The sequence below is a fragment of the Actinomycetota bacterium genome, from assembly GCA_018830725.1.
Lineage (GTDB): Bacteria > Actinomycetota > Humimicrobiia > JAHJRV01 > JAHJRV01 > JAHJRV01.
In genome coordinates this window covers 1-16,784 of sequence record JAHJRV010000094.1, presented here as the reverse complement: position 1 = coordinate 16,784, position 16,784 = coordinate 1, and the positions used below count along the sequence as shown (strand labels likewise).

The window sequence follows — 16,784 nt, the reverse complement described above, 5'->3', positions numbered from 1 at the left end:
AATTAAAAAGGATAAAGGTAAAAACAAAAAAAGTTCAGAAGGAATAAAAATTACTAATCGTAATTAGTACTAAAACTTAAATAATTAAATTCGTAAATTATGGAGGTAAAGACATTATAAAGCTCCCAAAAATAAATGATGAAATAAGAGCTGATGTTGTTAGGTTAATAGGACCAGATAAAGAGCAGATGGGAATAGTTTCATTAAAACAAGCTCTGGTTACAGCACATGAGATGGGTTTAGATTTAATAGAAGTAGCATCAGATGCAAAACCACCAGTTTGTAAAATAATGAATTTTGGAAAGTATAAATACAAACAGGATTTGATGAAGAAGAAGGCTAAGAAGAAGCAGACACAGATAGTAATTAAAGAGATCAAGTTAAAACCTAAAATTAATGATCATGACTTAAAAACAAAGATAAAACATGTTAAAAGATTTTTAAATAAAGGGGCTAAAGTAAAGATAAGTGTGATATTTAGGGGAAGAGAGTTAGCTCATACTGATATAGGTTGGGAATTATTAAATAGAGTGGCTCTTGAAGTTGAAGAATTAGGGGAGATAGAATCTTCTCCGGCTATAGATAGAAAGAATATGGTAATGTTATTAGCTCCCACCAGAAAAAAAAGCAAAGGAGAGAAAGAAATTGCCAAAGATGAAGACTCACAAGGGGTCAGCAAAGAGATTTAAAATTAGTGGTAGTGGAAAAATTGTGCATAAAAGTCCAACAATGAGTAAAAAGTTGATGAAAAAGTCATCTGTAAGAAAAAGGCGTTTAAAAACGGAAAAAACCCTAAATAAGTGTGACACTAAAGTAACAAGACAAAAATTAGGTATTTGACTTTTTATATATTTAATGGAGTTAACATGACTAGAGTAAAAAGAGGCGTACTTAAACATAAGAAGAAAAAAAAGATACTGAAACTTGCAAAGGGATATAGAGGTTCAAAAAGTAAGAATTATAGGGTAGCGAAGACTCAAGTTTTAAGATCTATGAAATATGCATATCGGGATAGAAAAAGAAGAAAAAGGGATTTTAGAAGATTATGGATAATGAGAATTAATGCAGCTGTTAGAGAACATGGGTTGAGTTATTCAAGATTTATAAATGGCCTTAGACTTGCTGAAATAGATATAAATAGAAAGGTTTTGTCTGAGATTGCAATAAATGATCCAAAAGCTTTTTCTAAACTTGTAGATATTGCAAAGGAAAAAATTTCAGCATAATTTTTTACAGTTAAGTACTTAGCACTGAGTGGGTTATTCAATAACCAATTTAGGTTGGTACTACGGAGAAATACCCTTCGTCCTAAGGCGAGGGGTTTTTTAATAATAAATAAAATAAATGGTCAGAGTAAAAAGAGGTATACTTAAACATAAGAAGAAAAAAAGATACTGAAACTTGCAAAGGGATATAGATTTAAAGATTTAGGGGGTAATTTATGATTGAAAAAAGTAATGATAATTATATAAAGGATATAGAGAAATACTTAAAAGATAGTTTAATTGAAACAGAGAAAGCATCAACCATTGATGAACTTGAGAAAATATATTATCAATATTTAGGAAGAAAGGGTAAAATAACATACATTTTAAGATCACTCAGTTCTCTGCCCAAAGATAAAAGACCATTAGTTGGGAAAAAGGCAAATGAAGCAAGTAAAAGGATAGAAGAAATTGTTAAAGAGAAAAAAAATAACTTAAAGAAAAAAGTAGTGGAAAAGATTCTTAAAGAAGAAATAGATATAACTCTTCCTGGAAGGCAATTACAATTAGGAAAACTTCATTTAATAACTAAAACAATTAATGAAATAATCGATATTTTTATTGGAATGGGTTATACAGTAGTAGAGGGTCCAGAAGTCGAGTCGGATTATTATAATTTTGAAGCATTAAATATACCACCAGATCATCCAGCAAGGACATTACAGGATACACTTTTTATTACAGAAAAAATGCCTTTAAGAACCCATACATCACCAGTTCAGGTTAGATTTATGGAAAAACATAAACCTCCTTTATATATTATTTCACCAGGCAGGGTTTTCAGGAGAGATGATATTGACCCAACCCATTCTTCAATGTTTACACAAATTGAGGGACTTGCAGTTGATAAAGGTATCTCTATGTCTCATCTAAGAGCCACATTACAAGTTTTTGCTGAAAAAGTATTTGGAGAGGGTACTAAAGTAAGGCTACTTCCGAGCTATTTTCCCTATACGGAACCGAGTGCTGAAGTATTAGTACAGTGTCAAGAATGTATTGGAAAAGGTTGTTCAGTTTGTAAAAAAACTGGATGGATTGAGATCTTAGGTTCAGGAATGGTTCATCCATATGTTTTAGAGAATGTAGGGATTGATTCAGAAGAGTTTACCGGTTTTGCATTTGGAATGGGTGTGGAAAGAATTGCTATGCTTAAATATAAAATAAATGATGTGAGACTATTTTTTGAAAATGACATAAGATTTTTAAAGCAATTTTAATAATAAATATAAATATTTAAAAGTTAGTTAAATATAAAATGGGAGTTTGAATTGAAGATACCTTATAAATGGTTAAAAAAATATGTAGATTTTGATTTATCACCTCAAAAACTTTCAGAGGCATTAAATGTATCAGGAACAAGAGTTGAAACAGTAACTTTACGTAAAGCGACTTTTAATAATGTATTGGTTGGAAAGATTCTAAAAATAAAGCTGCATCCCAATAGTGAAAAATTACTTTTATGTGAAGTAGATATTGGGAAAGAGAAGCTATCCATTGTTTGTGGAGCGCATAATATAAAGGAAGGAGATCTTGTACCAGTTGCAGTTGTAGGTTCAAAAATAAAGAACCAAAATATCAACAAAAGAGAGGTAAAAGGTATAAATTCACAAGGAATGCTATGTTCCTCGATAGAATTAGACTTAGGTGAGGAAGAAGACATTATACTAATTTTAGATAATACATTTAAAATAGGTCAGGATTTAGCAGATATATTAGAGATAAACGATTATATCTATGATTTGGAAATAACACCTATTAGACCTGATTGTTTAGGAGTAATTGGTATTGCTCGAGAAGTTGCTGCATTCTCTAATAGTTCGTTAAAAATTCCAGAGGTTATCTTGGAGGAAAAAGGACCAAAAATTGATGATATTGTTGAGGTTATAGTTGAAGACAAAAAACTTTGTTCAAGATATAGTACTAAGATAGTTGATGATATTAAAATGAAGAAGACACCTCTCTGGATGCAAGTTCTTCTAAAATCAATTGGAATAAGACCAATAAATTGTGTAGCTGATATTTCTAATTTTGTGATGTGGGAAATGGGTCAACCTTTACATATATTCAATTTTGAAAAAATTGGTGGGAAAAAGGTTGTAATTAGAAAAGCTAAAGAAGGAGAAAAGATATTAAATTTAGATGGCAATTTGAGAAATCTGGATTCATCGATGCTGGTAATTGCTGATAAAGAATATCCCATAGCTATTGCTGGAGTAATGGGAGGACTTGAATCTGAAGTTACTTATTCAACTAAAAGAGTATTAATAGAATCTGCCAATTTTAATCAAGCTAATATTATGAGAACTTCCAAAAAGTTAAGACTTAGAACTGAAGCTTCAAATAGATTTGAGAAGGGACTGGATCCGAATTCAACAATATTTGCATTAAATAGATGTGCTCAATTAATAAATAATTATACAGATGGGAATATTATTAAAGGAGTGATAGATATCTATCCCGATCCAGTTTCTCAGTGGTCTGTTAAACTCAGACCTGAAAGAGCTAATAAAATTATTGGAATAGATATTAAACAAGAAAGAATGGAGGAGATACTTAACTCTCTTGAATTAAAGGTGAAAAAATTAAAAGAAGTTAATAGGAAAGTGATAGAAGTTCAGATACCTACATTTAGAACTGATTTAAGAAGTGAAATAGACTTAATAGAGGAAGTTGCCAGAATGCATAATTTTGATAATATTCAAGCTATTTTACCAGTACATAGTCAAAAAGGCGGATTAAATAGAGAGCAAAACATAGTTAGAAACTTAAAAAGTGTAATGATATCACAGGGTTTTTATGAAGTTTGGAATTTTTCATTTGACCATCCAAAAAGTTTTGATCTACTTCGTTTAGATGAAAAAGATCAATTGAGAAATGCCATAGAACTTCAGAATCCAATTACTAAGGAACATACAATAATGAGAACTACACTTATTCCAAGTCTTTTAAATACTGTAAGGATAAATCTTTTTAGGGGTGAGACAAGTATTTATATATTTGAGTTAGCAAAGAAATTCCGTCCAAAAGAAGGTCAATTTCTTCCTGATGAACCTTTATATTTAGGGGTAGTAGCGTGTGGTTTAATAAAACAATCTCATTGGTTAGAAAAAGCTGAAGAAGTAGATTTTTATTTAATAAAAGGATTATTGGAAAAGATATGTGAATCACTCTATATTAAGGATTTGAAATTTTTACCACTTACTCATCCAAGTTTTCATCCTGGGAAGAGTGCAAAGATATTAATTGGTAATAAAGAGTTAGGAATACTGGGTCAAATTCATCCAGAGGTTCAAAATAATTTTCATTTAGATAAGCCTATATATATAATGGAACTGGATTGTAATATTTTGATAGAAGAAAGTCAGAAATGTATGTACTTTCAAGAGAACATAAAACATCCTAAAAGTGTAATTGATTTAGCCATTGTAGTTGATGAACAGGTTAGTTGGTCTCAAATATCAGGTATAGTAAAAGAGGAAGGTGAGAAAAAACTTGAGGAATTAAGATTATTTGATATATATAGAGGCGAGCAGATAGAAAAAGGGAAGAAGAGCATGGCATTTAACCTATCTTTCAGAGACCCAAAAGGTTCATTAACTGATAGAGAGGTAAATATAATTACAAATAGAATTATAAAAGCTTTAAAAGAAAAAATAGGTGCAAAAATAAGAGAATAAAAAATCATTAAAGGGAGAGAATATGTTAAAGAAAGGCAAAGATTTTCTTACTTTACTTGATATTGATAGTGAAGAATTAGGTAAAATATTGCATTTAACTGAAAAAGTGAAGAAGAAAGATATCTCTCAATATAAGAATATTCTTTCTGGAAAAAATATTGGAATGATCTTTGAGAAACCATCTACAAGAACCAGAGTTTCTTTTGAGGTAGCAATCAGTAAGTTAAATGGAAAATCATTATATCTTAGTTCAAGAGATTTACAGCTTAAAAGAGGAGAGACCATATCTGATACAGCAAAAACTCTTTCAAGGTATCTGGATGGTATCGTTATAAGAGCATACTCTCATTCTGATGTCGAAGAATTAGCAAATAATGCTTCTATTCCAGTTATAAATGCACTAACAGATATGTATCATCCGTGCCAAGCCCTTGCTGACCTATTTACTATAAAGGAGAAGAAGGGAGAAATTAAAAATGTGAAAATTGGTTATTTAGGAGATGGTAATAATGTTTGTCATTCTTTAATGATTGGTGCAGTAATGTCTGGAGCTGATATAGATATAGCATGTCCTCACGGTTATGAGCCAGAAACAGAAGTTTATGAAGCTGCAAAAGAAATTGCTGCTAATAATAAATGCAAAATAACTATAACTTATGATCCAAAAATTGCAGCATTAGATAGCGATGTAATATATACAGATGTATGGGTAAGTATGGGTCAGGAAGAGAGTAGAGAAGAAAAAGAAAGAGCCTTTTCACCATTTCAAGTAAATCACAATATAATGTCTATTGCCAAAAATGATGCTATTTTTATGCACTGCCTACCTGCCCATAGGGGAGAAGAGGTTATCTCTGAGGTCATTGATGGTGAAAGTTCAGTTGTTTTTGATCAAGCAGAAAATAGACTTCATACTCAAATAGCTCTTCTTATCTACATGTGGTCATAAACTTCAAGACAAAGAATCTCATTTAAAATTCTTAGGAGGACACTTTAAGTCTATTCCTGGACATATATAATAACAGTTGAGTTGTATTCTACATAAGTCAATGGATCAGGCTTTTGTGTATATACTAAAGATTGATCAACAGGTTCAGTTGAATTACCATATTGGATATATACAACAAATCCTTGTCCTTCAAGTGTTTTTATAGCTTTATTTTCCTTTAATCCGATTACATTAGGAACTTCAACTCCCTTGCTTACTTCCAGGTATATCTCACTTTCATAGTTTACCCATTGTTCAGGTGCTGGATTCTGTGTAATTATAGTTCCAATTTTTTGCTGACTTGGAATCTTATTTATTACTATATTTAAAAATCCTGTTTCTTGCAGAATAATTTTTGCGTCTTCAATATTTTCACCAATTACATTTGGAACTTGTCCTTGGTTAGGATTTGGACCTTGACTGACTATTATATTAATCTCCTGTCCTAATTTAATTACTTCTCCTGGATTTGGTGTTTGACCAAAAACAATTCCATTTTCTACTTCATTGTTATATTCATAAGTAGAAATTATATTTGTAAAACCTAAAGATTGAAGTTTTTCTAAAGCGCTAGCTTCTAATAATCCAATAATGCCTGGCATCATCTTTTCTTCTGGACCTTTGCTTATAAAAATCATAACTTTTGGTATCTCTCCATTAACAGAAACTGCCAATTCGTTTTGTGCTGGCTCGTGTTTGAAGACTTTTCCTTTAGGATAATCTGAATTGAATTCCTCAATTATCTCAATATTTGTTAATTTTAGGGATTCTAAGATTTTTATAGCTTCATCTTTACCTAAACCTATTAGATTGGGCATAGTAATTTTATCATGTTTATCACAATAGATTTTTGGTTTCGTACCTTCTAAAAATAAGAAAAATTGTCTTTCACTATCTGGACAGAATGGTCCTGGCATTAATCCAGAACTGCTGCAAACTTCAACTTCAATAAGTTGTTTTTCGGGTTTTGGAAAATCGCTTACAGGTATATCTTTTAATGCCTCAGTCATAAATACTCTCCATATATCAGCTGGGAAGGTTCCACCTACTACAATTGTATCTCTTATTCTACTCATAGGTTTTGTTTCTTCTGGTAAACCTACCCAAACAGAAGCTGTAAGATCTGGGGTATATCCAACGAACCATGCATCTGTATATTCTTGTGTTGTCCCTGTCTTTCCAGCAGCTGGTCTACCGATATCTGCTCTTTTTCCAGTCCCACTTGTAATAACTCTCTTTAAAATTTCAGTTACCATATGTGCAGTAGAATCTCTTATAGGTCTTTTGAGTTCTTGTTGATACTCTTCAATAATATTTTCATCGGAATCTTTTACCTTTAAAATAGAAACTGGTTTATAGTAAGTTCCATTATTAGCTAAAGTTGAGAAGGAGCTCGCCATATCAAGTGGAGAAACGCCACCTATACCACCTAAACCTATTGCTGGATTTGACTCAAGAGGAGTTAAAACACCCATATTATTTGCAGTTCTTGCTACATTTTCAGGACCAACCTCCATAGTCAACTGAGCATAAACAACATTCACAGAATGAATAGTTGCATCAATAACACTCATTTTTTCTCCATATTTTGCATTTCCATAGTTATCTACCTGCCAATCAGGTCCACCCGGATTCTTCAATATAATGGGACCATTTGGATTAAAAGTTTTGCTTGGAGTTATATTTTGTTCAATTGCAGTAGTTAAAACAAAAGGTTTAAAGGTTGATCCTGGCTGTCTTTTTCCGTGGGCTGCAATATTAAATTTGTTTTTAGAAAAATCACTTCCACCAACCATAGCTTTTATATAACCAGTTTTTGGATCAATTGCTACTAATGCAGCAGATGGATCAGTAGGCTCAAATAGAACTTCATTTATAGCTTCTTCTGCAGCTCTTTGCATGTCTAAATCTAAGGTCGTATAAATCTCAAATCCACCCTTAAAAATCTGTTCGTATGTATATTTATCTATTAAATATTCTTTTACATATTCGACAAAATAGGGTGCATCTGTAATGGGTTTTGTTGCAGGATTAAGTTCAATAGGAGTTGTTTTTGCATCTATCATCTGCTGGTTAGTTATATAACCCTGGTCATACATTAATTGTAAGACAATATCCCTTTTTTCTTTTGCAAGCTCAATATTTCCAAATGGTGAACTTAAATTTGGTGAATTTATCAGACCAGCAAGCATTGCACATTCCTGCAAATTTAAATCTTTTGCACTTTTACCAAAATAGTTTTGGGATGCTACTTCTACTCCATAAGCATTACCTCCAAAATATATGGTATTAAGATACATTTCCAATATTTTGTCTTTTGTAAAATGTTTTTCTAATTGATAAGCTATTGCTGCTTCTTTTATTTTTCTATCCAATTTTCTTTCGGGGGAAAAATATACATTCTTAGCATACTGTTGAGTTATGGTGCTTCCTCCTTCAACAATACTTCTATGTCTTATATTTGCCCACATTGCTCTAAGTATCGATCTTATATCTATTCCGTGATGTTGATAGAATCTTTTATCCTCTGTTGCTACAATAGCATTTCTAAGATTCACTGGCATATCTTCAAATTGTATTAGTTCTCTGTTTTCTTCAGCATAAAGTGTTGTAATAAGCCTATTATTAATATCATATATTTTAGATGTTTGATCTGGAATAGATGGTTGTAAGTCTTCATATTTTGGTAAGTCGGTCATGCAACCAGCAATTATAACTATACTAGCGATGAGAGAAACAAATAGAAGTAATAACGCTGTTATACTAAAAGTTCTAAGAAAATTTGCGATTTTTCTTCTTCTATTTACAACTTTCTTTCTATGTTTTGTCATTTTTTCATCCTTTTGTTATATTATATCAGCATTAAGCTTGTTTAGAATTTACATTTTGCTTTAAATATAATATATTTATAAAAATTTTTCTAAAAATGAGTGAATATGGCATTTAAGAAATAATTTTATAATTTATTTACAAGAGATTTCACTCTTTTTTATACATGAAATTCTTGATTAATCTTTTTTATATTAAATTGTGTTAATTTTTATGGAATTTCAATATCAATTCTTAATAATATTTCCTATTAGACGAAAAATATTACTTTTTTGTTCATTTTTATATATTTTATATGTATTATAAACGAGTTAGGTTAACACTTTTAATATTATTTTTTAATTAATCACCCACAACCTTAACCTTCACTATCGAGGGGGAGGAAATTTTATAATATTATTTTTAAAAGGGTGAACTGAAAACTTGTCTTGCTTATAGTACATTTTATAAAAGCAAAAATTAGTTGTAAAATAAAAAATCAAAATATTTTTTATATATAATGAAGTAACCATTTTCATTCTTAAAAATAATTCTTAGAGTAAGGGGATTCTTAATGATAGATAATATTTTAAAAAAAGAGGTAGAGAAACAGTTTAATATTGTAATAGATAAATCTGTTGATGTAATTACAAAAGAGGAACTGAAAGAAAAACTTCGCAGATCAATAAATAAAAAAGAACCTTTAAGAGTCAAATTGGGAATTGATTTAACAGCCCCAGATATTCATTTAGGTCATACTGTTGTTTTAAATAAATTAAGGCAATTTCAAGACTTAGGTCATATTGCAATATTAATTCTTGGTGACTACACAACAAGGATAGGGGACCCAAGTGGGAGAACAAAAGTGAGACCTAAACTTCCTATTGAGGAAATTGAAAGAAATGCTGAAACATTCCGTGAGCAGGCTTTTAGAATATTGGATATTAAAAAAACTAAAATGGTAAATAATAGTAAATGGCTTGAACCGATGAAATTAGAAGACATAATAAATATAACCTCAAGATATACTTTAGCTCAACTGTTAGAAAGGGAAGATTTTTCTAATAGGTTTAAAAATAATTTACCCTTAAGCATAATGGAACTACTATACCCATTGATGCAGGCATATGATTCAGTTGCAATAAAAGCTGATATTGAATTAGGAGGAACAGACCAGACCTTCAATTTATTAATTGGAAGGGATATTCAGAGGGAGTTTAATCAGGAACCACAGGTTGTAATAACATATCCTTTATTAGTAGGAATGGATGGGATTGAAAAAATGAGTAAGAGTTTGGGTAATTATATTGGAATTACAGAGGAAAAAGATATTATGTTTGCTAAAATTATGTCAATTTCAGATGATATAATGTTTGACTATTTCAGATTAGTTTCAACTTTTGATATTAGTGAGATAGAAAAAATAGAAAAAGAAGTGAATGAAAGAAAGGTAAACCCCAGCAATGTTAAAAGAAAGTTGGCAAGAGATATAGTTGAAATTTATCATGGAAAAGGTTCAGGACAGGAAGCTGAAAAAATTTTTAATTTAAAATTCAAATCTGACTTTTTCGACAAAGAAATGATAACTAAAATTTCTCGACCTTTTAAATTAAAAACAAGCTTGTTTAAAAATGAAAAAATCTGGTTAATAAAATTAATTCGAGAAGTTGGTTTTGCAAAAACAAATGGTGAGGCGAGGAGGTTAGTCCAACAAAGTGGTATTAGATTGGATGGCGAGATTCTCTCTAATATAGATTTAGAATTTAGCATTGACGAAATAAAAGGTAAAATATTGCAGCGAGGAAAAAGGGAATATATTATATTTATTTAAAATAAGTAATTGAAGATGATTAAATATAATTTTTATAATTAGCTTTTAAGATTGGATAAATTTATGGATCAAAATCTATTATATGTATTAATAATATTAGCAATAATATTTGACTTATCAAATGGCATTCATGATAGTAGCAATCTGGTTGCAACGACGATATCATCAAGAGCAATGAGTCCTAAAAGTGCTCTATTTTTGGCTTCAATTGCTAATTTTGTTGCACCGTTTATTTTTGGAGTATCTGTTGCAAAGACTATTGGAGAAGATATTGTTGATCCTAAAACTATTACTTTAAAGATAATATTAGCTGCATTGCTTGGAGCAATTATTTGGAATTTAATAACATGGTATTTTGGAATTCCATCAAGTTCATCACATGCTTTAGTGGGAGGTTTTTTAGGCTCTGTGATAATTAAATATGGATTTGATATGATCAAAACAGAAGGTATTATAAAAATTTTGATTTTCCTAATGATTTCACCAATTTTAGGCTTGATCTTTGGTTATCTTTTCATGAGAATTATACTCCTTTTATCAAAGGGAGCATCTTCTAAGATAAACATATTCTTTAAAAAAATTCAAATAGTAACAACAACCGCATTATCTCTAAGTCATGGAACTAATGATGCGCAAAAAACAATGGGAATTATTACAATGGCTTTAGTTACAGCGAAGCAACTACAGGAATTTATTGTACCAGGATGGGTAATATTTATCTCAGCTTTAGCTATTTCACTGGGAACTTTCTTTGGAGGTTGGAAATTAATAAAAACTTTAGGAGGTAAATTCTATAAAATTAGACCAGTACACAGCTTTGCTGCTCAATTAAGCTCATCTTTTATAATTTTAGGGGCAGCTTTATTAGGAGGACCTGTTAGCACTACCCATGTTGTAAGTTCATCTATATTAGGCGTAGGCTCTGCGGAAAGATTATCAAAAGTTAGGTGGGGTGTTGTAAAAAATATTGCAATGACATGGATAATTACAATTCCCTTTTCATCTTTAATAGCTGCAGGTTTATATTATATAATTAATAATTATCTGTAAAAAGAAGGAGTAAATAAAGTGGGAATTAAAAACTTATTTAAAAGAAAAGAGGATAAATTTCTAAAATTGCTAATTAAACAGGCTGAAGCAACTTTACAAGGGATGCAAGCTCTTGAGAAATTCATGACGGAAAAAGGTGAGGGAAATGCTGATGAAGTAAATAAAAAAGAAAAAGAAGCTGATGAAATCAGAAGGATATTAATAGATGAACTTTTAAAAACTTTTATAACTCCAATTGATAGAGAGGATATTTATGCCTTATCAAGAGCAATTGATGATGTTATAGATTATGCATTTAGTACAGTGGATGAAATGTCTATTCTCGATGTAGAACCAAATAATTATCTTCAAGAAATGGCAACCTTATTAAAAATGGCAGCGAATGAAATACATTTAGGTGTAATGAGGTTAGAAAAAAATCCAGGTGTTGCATCTACACATGCATATAGAGCAAAATCTTTAGAGAATAAGGTTGAAAAAGTCTATAGGGAAGCTATTTCAGATCTGTTTCATGGTCCTAAAGATGTCGAACATATAGTTGAAATGTTGAAGTTGAGAGAGGTATATAGACATTTAAGTAATGCTGCAGATAGGGGCGATGAAGCAGCAAATATCATAGCAGATATAGTAGTAAAAATGACATAATTTTAAAAATTTTTTAAAAAAATTTTTTTTTCTTGACATATTTTTAAAATTTCTGTTATACTATAGTTACTGAAGGTAAAAATGTTTATGATAAAATACATAATTGCAAGAAATAAAACTGAATATGGGAGGCGATGAAAAGGGATTTTTAATACATTTAAAAATCTTGTGAACTCATGCCACTATATTTGGTGGCAATTTTTATTTTAAAAAAAGATCATTTCTATTGAGTTATTAAAAATTTTAAAAAAGTATTGACAAAATAATATATAATTGTTTACACTATATAACCTTTTGAAATTTATGTTCTTTGAAAACTAAATAGCGCATAGCTAGGATGGAGCATTTTGCTCCAAATAAAACAATAAGATGATTAAATTCTAATACGTGTAAGTTAACGAGGTTTTCGGATCTCGATAACTTAAATACCACGGAGAGTTTGATCCTGGCTCAGGAAGAACGCTAGCGGTGTGCCTAATACATGCAAGTCGAACGGTTCTTTCTTTGATGAAGCTTCGGCAGATTCGTTGAAAGAATAGTGGCGAACGGGTGAGTAATGCATGAGTAATCTGCCCTAAAGACCGGGATAAGCTTTCGAAAGGAAGTCTAATACCGGATAATAAAATCAGATCGCATGATTTGATTTTCAAAGGTAGCTTTTTAAGCCTCTGCTTTTGGATGAGCTCATGTCCTATCAGCTAGTTGGTGAGGTAAAGGCTCACCAAAGCTAAGACGGGTAGCCGGTCTGAGAGGACGGTCGGCCACACTGGGACTGAGACACGGCCCAGACTCCTACGGGAGGCAGCAGTAGGGAATCTTGCGCAATGGGCGAAAGCCTGACGCAGCGACACCGCGTGGAGGATGAAGGTTTTCGAATCGTAAACTCCTGTCAATAGAGGAAGAAGGTATTATAGGTGAATAGCTTATAATATTGACGGTACTCTGTAAGGAAGCCCCGGCTAACTACGTGCCAGCAGCCGCGGTAATACGTAGGGGGCAAGCGTTTTCCGGATTTATTGGGCGTAAAGCGCACGCAGGTGGCTTTTCAAGTCGGGTGTGAAATCTCTTAGAAAAACTAAGAAATTGCATCCGAAACTGGATTGCTTGAGGTCGGGAGAGGAGAGTGGAATTCTCGGTGTAGCGGTGAAATGCGCAGATATCGAGAAGAACACCATTAGCGAAGGCGGCTCTCTGGAACGATACTGACACTAAGGTGCGAAAGCTAGGGTAGCAAACAGGATTAGATACCCTGGTAGTCCTAGCTGTAAACGATGGGCACTGGATGTAGGGAGATATCGACTCTTCCTGTGTCGTAGCTAACGCGTTAAGTGCCCCGCCTGGGGAGTACGACCGCAAGGTTAAAACTCAAAGGAATTGACGGGGACCCGCACAAGCGGTGGAGCATGTGGCTCAATTCGATGCAACACGAAGAACCTTACCAGGGCTTGACATTCTGGTGGTAGTGATCTGAAAGGTGAACGACCCTTCGGGGAGCCAGAACAGGTGGTGCATGGCTGTCGTCAGCTCGTGTCGTAAGATGTTGGGTTAAGTCCCGCAACGAGCGCAACCCTTATCCCATGTTGCTAACATTAAGTTGAGGACTCTTGGGAGACTGCCGGTGTTAAACCGGAGGAAGGTGAGGATGACGTCAAGTCAGTATGCCCTTTATGTCCTGGGCTGCACACGTGCTACAATGGTTTATACAATGAGATGCGAGACTGTGAAGTGGAGCAAATCTCAAAAAGTAAGCCTAAGTTCGGATTGAAGTCTGAAATTCGACTTCATGAAGCCGGAATCGCTAGTAATCGCGGATCAGCTATACCGCGGTGAATACGTTCCCGGGTCTTGTACACACCGCCCGTCACACCACGAAAGTTGGGAACACCAGAAGCCAGTGTGCTAACCCGTAAGGGAGGCAGCTGTCGAAGGTGGGCTTGATGATTGGGGTGAAGTCGTAACAAGGTAGCCGTACCGGAAGGTGCGGCTGGATCACCTCCTTTCTAGGGAGTTTCTCTAGATTAAATGTCGATCTATGCTATTGCGCTATTTAGTTTTGAAGGAATAAATAATAAAAAGAATCCATAATAAAAAAATATATCCAAATAATCAAGGTTATTTATTATAGATAAAATATAACTATAATGAATAAAATAATGTATTTTTAATATTTAATTTGAATATTAAAAAATATAAAAAGATGGGTATTTTTTTTACATCTATTAATTTGTTTAAAATTATTAATTAATCATAAATTTGTACTTTGAAAACTTCATAGTGATAGTAGAGGAAATAGTCATAATCAAGTTATTAAGAGCATATGGTGGATGCCTTGGCGATAGTAACCGATGAAGGACGCGGTTGGCTGCGATAAGCTTCGGGAAGGCGTCAAACAGCCTTTGATCCGGAGATGTCCGAATGGGGAAACCTATCAGTATTAATACACTGATATCCATATCTGAATATATAGGATATGGAGGGGAACCAGGTGAAGTGAAACATCTCAGTAACCTGAGGAAAAGAAATCAAGTCAGAGATTCCCTTAGTAGTGGCGAGCGAAAGGGGAATAGCCTAAACTTATCTAACGTAATAATCTACAGATGTTGTTAGATAAAGGTCATAGGGGTTACCAGATATCTCTGTAGGGATATCAAGGAGTTACAATAATTAGGTTATAGCAGAATTGAACTGGAAAGTTCAGCCACAGAAGGTAATAGCCCTGTAAGCGAAATATCCTAATCTCCTGGTAACTACCTGAGTACAACGGGACACGAGAAACCCTGTTGGAAGTAACGAGGATCACCTCGTAAGGCTAAATATTAACTATCGACCGATAGTGAACTAGTACCGTGAGGGAAAGGTGAAAAGCACCCCGGGAGGGGAGTGAAATAGAACCTGAAACCGTATGCTTACAAGTAGTCGGAGCTTCTTCGGAAGTGACGGCGTACTTATTGAAGAACGGACCGGCGAGTTATGATGTGCAGCAAGGTTAAAGGGAAACTGGAGCCGTAGCGAAAGCGAGTCTTAATAGGGCGATTTAGTTGCATGTTATAGACCCGAAGCTGAGTGAGCTACCCATGGTCAGGGTGAAGCGATGGTAAGACATCGTGAAGGCCCGAACCTACCAGAGTTGAAAATCTGGAGGATGAACTGTGGGTAGGGGCGAAAAACCAATCGAACTCAGTTATAGCTGGTTCTCCCCGAAATAGCTTTAGGGCTAGCCTCAAGTGTTTGGTTATGGTGGTAGAGCACTGAATGGAATAGGGGCCCTACAAGGTTACCAACTCCAATTAAACTCCGAATGCCATAACTTTAGAACTTGGGAGTCAGTCTAGCAGGGATAAGCTTGTTAGACAAGAGGGAAACAGCCCAGACCGTCAACTAAGGTCCCTAAATATGAGCTAAGTGGTAAAGGAAGTAAAACTGCTCAGACAACCAGGATGTTGGCTTAGAAGCAGCAACCATTTAAAGAGTGCGTAACAGCTCACTGGTCGAGTGATTTTGCGCCGAAAATGTATGGGACTCAAGCTCATTACCAAAGTTACGGATTTAAGATATTAATTTTTTAACATCTTAAGTGGTAGGGGAGCATTCTGTGTGGGTTGAAGCCAGATTGTGAAATCTGGTGCACTGCACAGAAGAGACAATGCCGGTATGAGTAACGAAAGACAAGCGAGAAACTTGTCCACCGAATGCCTAAGGTTTCCTGGGGAAGGCTAATCCGCTCAGGGTCAGTCGGGACCTAAGCCGAGGCCGAAAGGCGTAGGCGATGGATAACAGGTTAATATTCCTGTACCACCGAGTTATGTTTGAGCGATGGGGTGACGCAGGAAGGTATACCTACGCGGCGATGGTTGTCCGCGAACAAGCATGTAGGGTGTTTCTTTGGTAAATCCGGGAAACATGAAGCCCGAGATGTGATGTCGATCCTTTTTTGGAGAAGTGGTAAACCCTATACTGCCAAGAAAAACCTCTAGTGAGTAACTAGGTGCCCGTACCAAAACCGACACAGGTAGGCAGGCAGAGAATGCTAAGGTGATCGAGAAAACTTTGGTTAAGGAACTCGGCAATTTAACTCCGTAACTTCGGGAGAAGGAGTGCCTCGTTAGTGTGAAAGGACTTGCTCCTTAAGCACGAAGAGGTTGCAGCGAACAGGTTCAAGCGACTGTTTATTAAAAACACAGGTCTCTGCTAAGTCGAAAGACGATGTATAGGGGCTGACACCTGCCCAGTGCCAGAAGGTTAAGAGGAGAGGTTAGCATCTTCGGATGCGAAGCTTTGAATTTAAGCCCTGGTAAACGGCGGCCGTAACTATAACGGTCCTAAGGTAGCGAAATCCCTTGTCGGGTAAGTTCCGACCCGCACGAATGGTGTAACGACTTGGACGCTGTCTCAACGAGGGGCTCGGCGAAATTGAAATACCCGTGAAGATGCGGGTTACCCGCGACAGGACAAAAAGACCCCGTGGAGCTTTACTATAGCTTGGCACTGAGTCTGAGTTCATCATGTGTAGCATAGGTGGG

10 protein-coding genes and 2 rRNA genes are annotated in these 16,784 nt (G+C 34.2%); 11 read left to right on the top strand and 1 reads right to left on the bottom strand.

Going from position 1 to position 16,784, the window contains the following annotated elements; all coding sequences use genetic code 11:
• Positions 1 to 80: 80 nt before the first annotated feature.
• From infC to argF, 6 genes are all read left to right on the top strand, one after another.
• A complete protein-coding gene (gene infC / locus KKC53_04310) occupies positions 81 to 689 on the top strand; it encodes a translation initiation factor IF-3 (protein ID MBU2598387.1) in 609 nt (202 codons plus the stop codon).
• Positions 646 to 840 (top strand): 50S ribosomal protein L35, encoded by a 195-nt coding sequence (gene rpmI, locus KKC53_04305; protein ID MBU2598386.1) that lies wholly within the window; start codon positions 646 to 648, stop codon positions 838 to 840. Before infC ends, rpmI begins: the two co-directional genes overlap by 44 nt.
• Before the next feature lie 26 nt (positions 841 to 866).
• Positions 867 to 1,226, top strand: a complete 360-nt coding sequence (gene rplT / locus KKC53_04300; GenBank protein MBU2598385.1) for a 50S ribosomal protein L20 — start codon at positions 867 to 869, stop codon at positions 1,224 to 1,226.
• A gap of 242 nt (positions 1,227 to 1,468) precedes the next feature.
• Positions 1,469 to 2,482 (top strand): phenylalanine--tRNA ligase subunit alpha, encoded by a 1,014-nt coding sequence (gene pheS / locus KKC53_04295; GenBank protein MBU2598384.1) that lies wholly within the window; start codon positions 1,469 to 1,471, stop codon positions 2,480 to 2,482.
• Positions 2,483 to 2,533: 51 nt separating this feature from the next.
• Positions 2,534 to 4,942, top strand: a complete 2,409-nt coding sequence (gene pheT, locus KKC53_04290) for a phenylalanine--tRNA ligase subunit beta (GenBank protein ID MBU2598383.1) — start codon at positions 2,534 to 2,536, stop codon at positions 4,940 to 4,942.
• Between the two features lie 22 nt (positions 4,943 to 4,964).
• Positions 4,965 to 5,891, top strand: coding sequence for an ornithine carbamoyltransferase (gene argF / locus KKC53_04285; protein MBU2598382.1), 927 nt, complete (start codon positions 4,965 to 4,967; stop codon positions 5,889 to 5,891).
• A 50-nt stretch (positions 5,892 to 5,941) separates the two neighbouring features.
• Here the strand turns inward: argF and KKC53_04280 are convergent, their stop codons facing one another.
• Complete coding sequence (locus KKC53_04280) at positions 5,942 to 8,761, bottom strand: PBP1A family penicillin-binding protein (protein MBU2598381.1); 2,820 nt, start codon at positions 8,759 to 8,761, stop codon at positions 5,942 to 5,944.
• 551 nt (positions 8,762 to 9,312) lie between these two features.
• Between KKC53_04280 and KKC53_04275 the strand changes: the two genes are divergently transcribed.
• The 5 genes from KKC53_04275 to KKC53_04255 form a co-directional block, all read left to right on the top strand.
• Complete coding sequence (locus KKC53_04275) at positions 9,313 to 10,569, top strand: tyrosine--tRNA ligase (GenBank protein MBU2598380.1); 1,257 nt, start codon at positions 9,313 to 9,315, stop codon at positions 10,567 to 10,569.
• Positions 10,570 to 10,632: 63 nt separating this feature from the next.
• Positions 10,633 to 11,619 (top strand): inorganic phosphate transporter, encoded by a 987-nt coding sequence (locus KKC53_04270; GenBank protein MBU2598379.1) that lies wholly within the window; start codon positions 10,633 to 10,635, stop codon positions 11,617 to 11,619.
• A gap of 18 nt (positions 11,620 to 11,637) precedes the next feature.
• Positions 11,638 to 12,264, top strand: coding sequence for a DUF47 family protein (locus tag KKC53_04265; GenBank protein ID MBU2598378.1), 627 nt, complete (start codon positions 11,638 to 11,640; stop codon positions 12,262 to 12,264).
• Positions 12,265 to 12,691: 427 nt separating this feature from the next.
• Positions 12,692 to 14,264: ribosomal RNA gene (locus tag KKC53_04260) — 16S ribosomal RNA — on the top strand.
• Between the two features lie 297 nt (positions 14,265 to 14,561).
• A 23S ribosomal RNA gene (locus KKC53_04255) occupies positions 14,562 to 16,784 on the top strand; the annotation flags it as partial.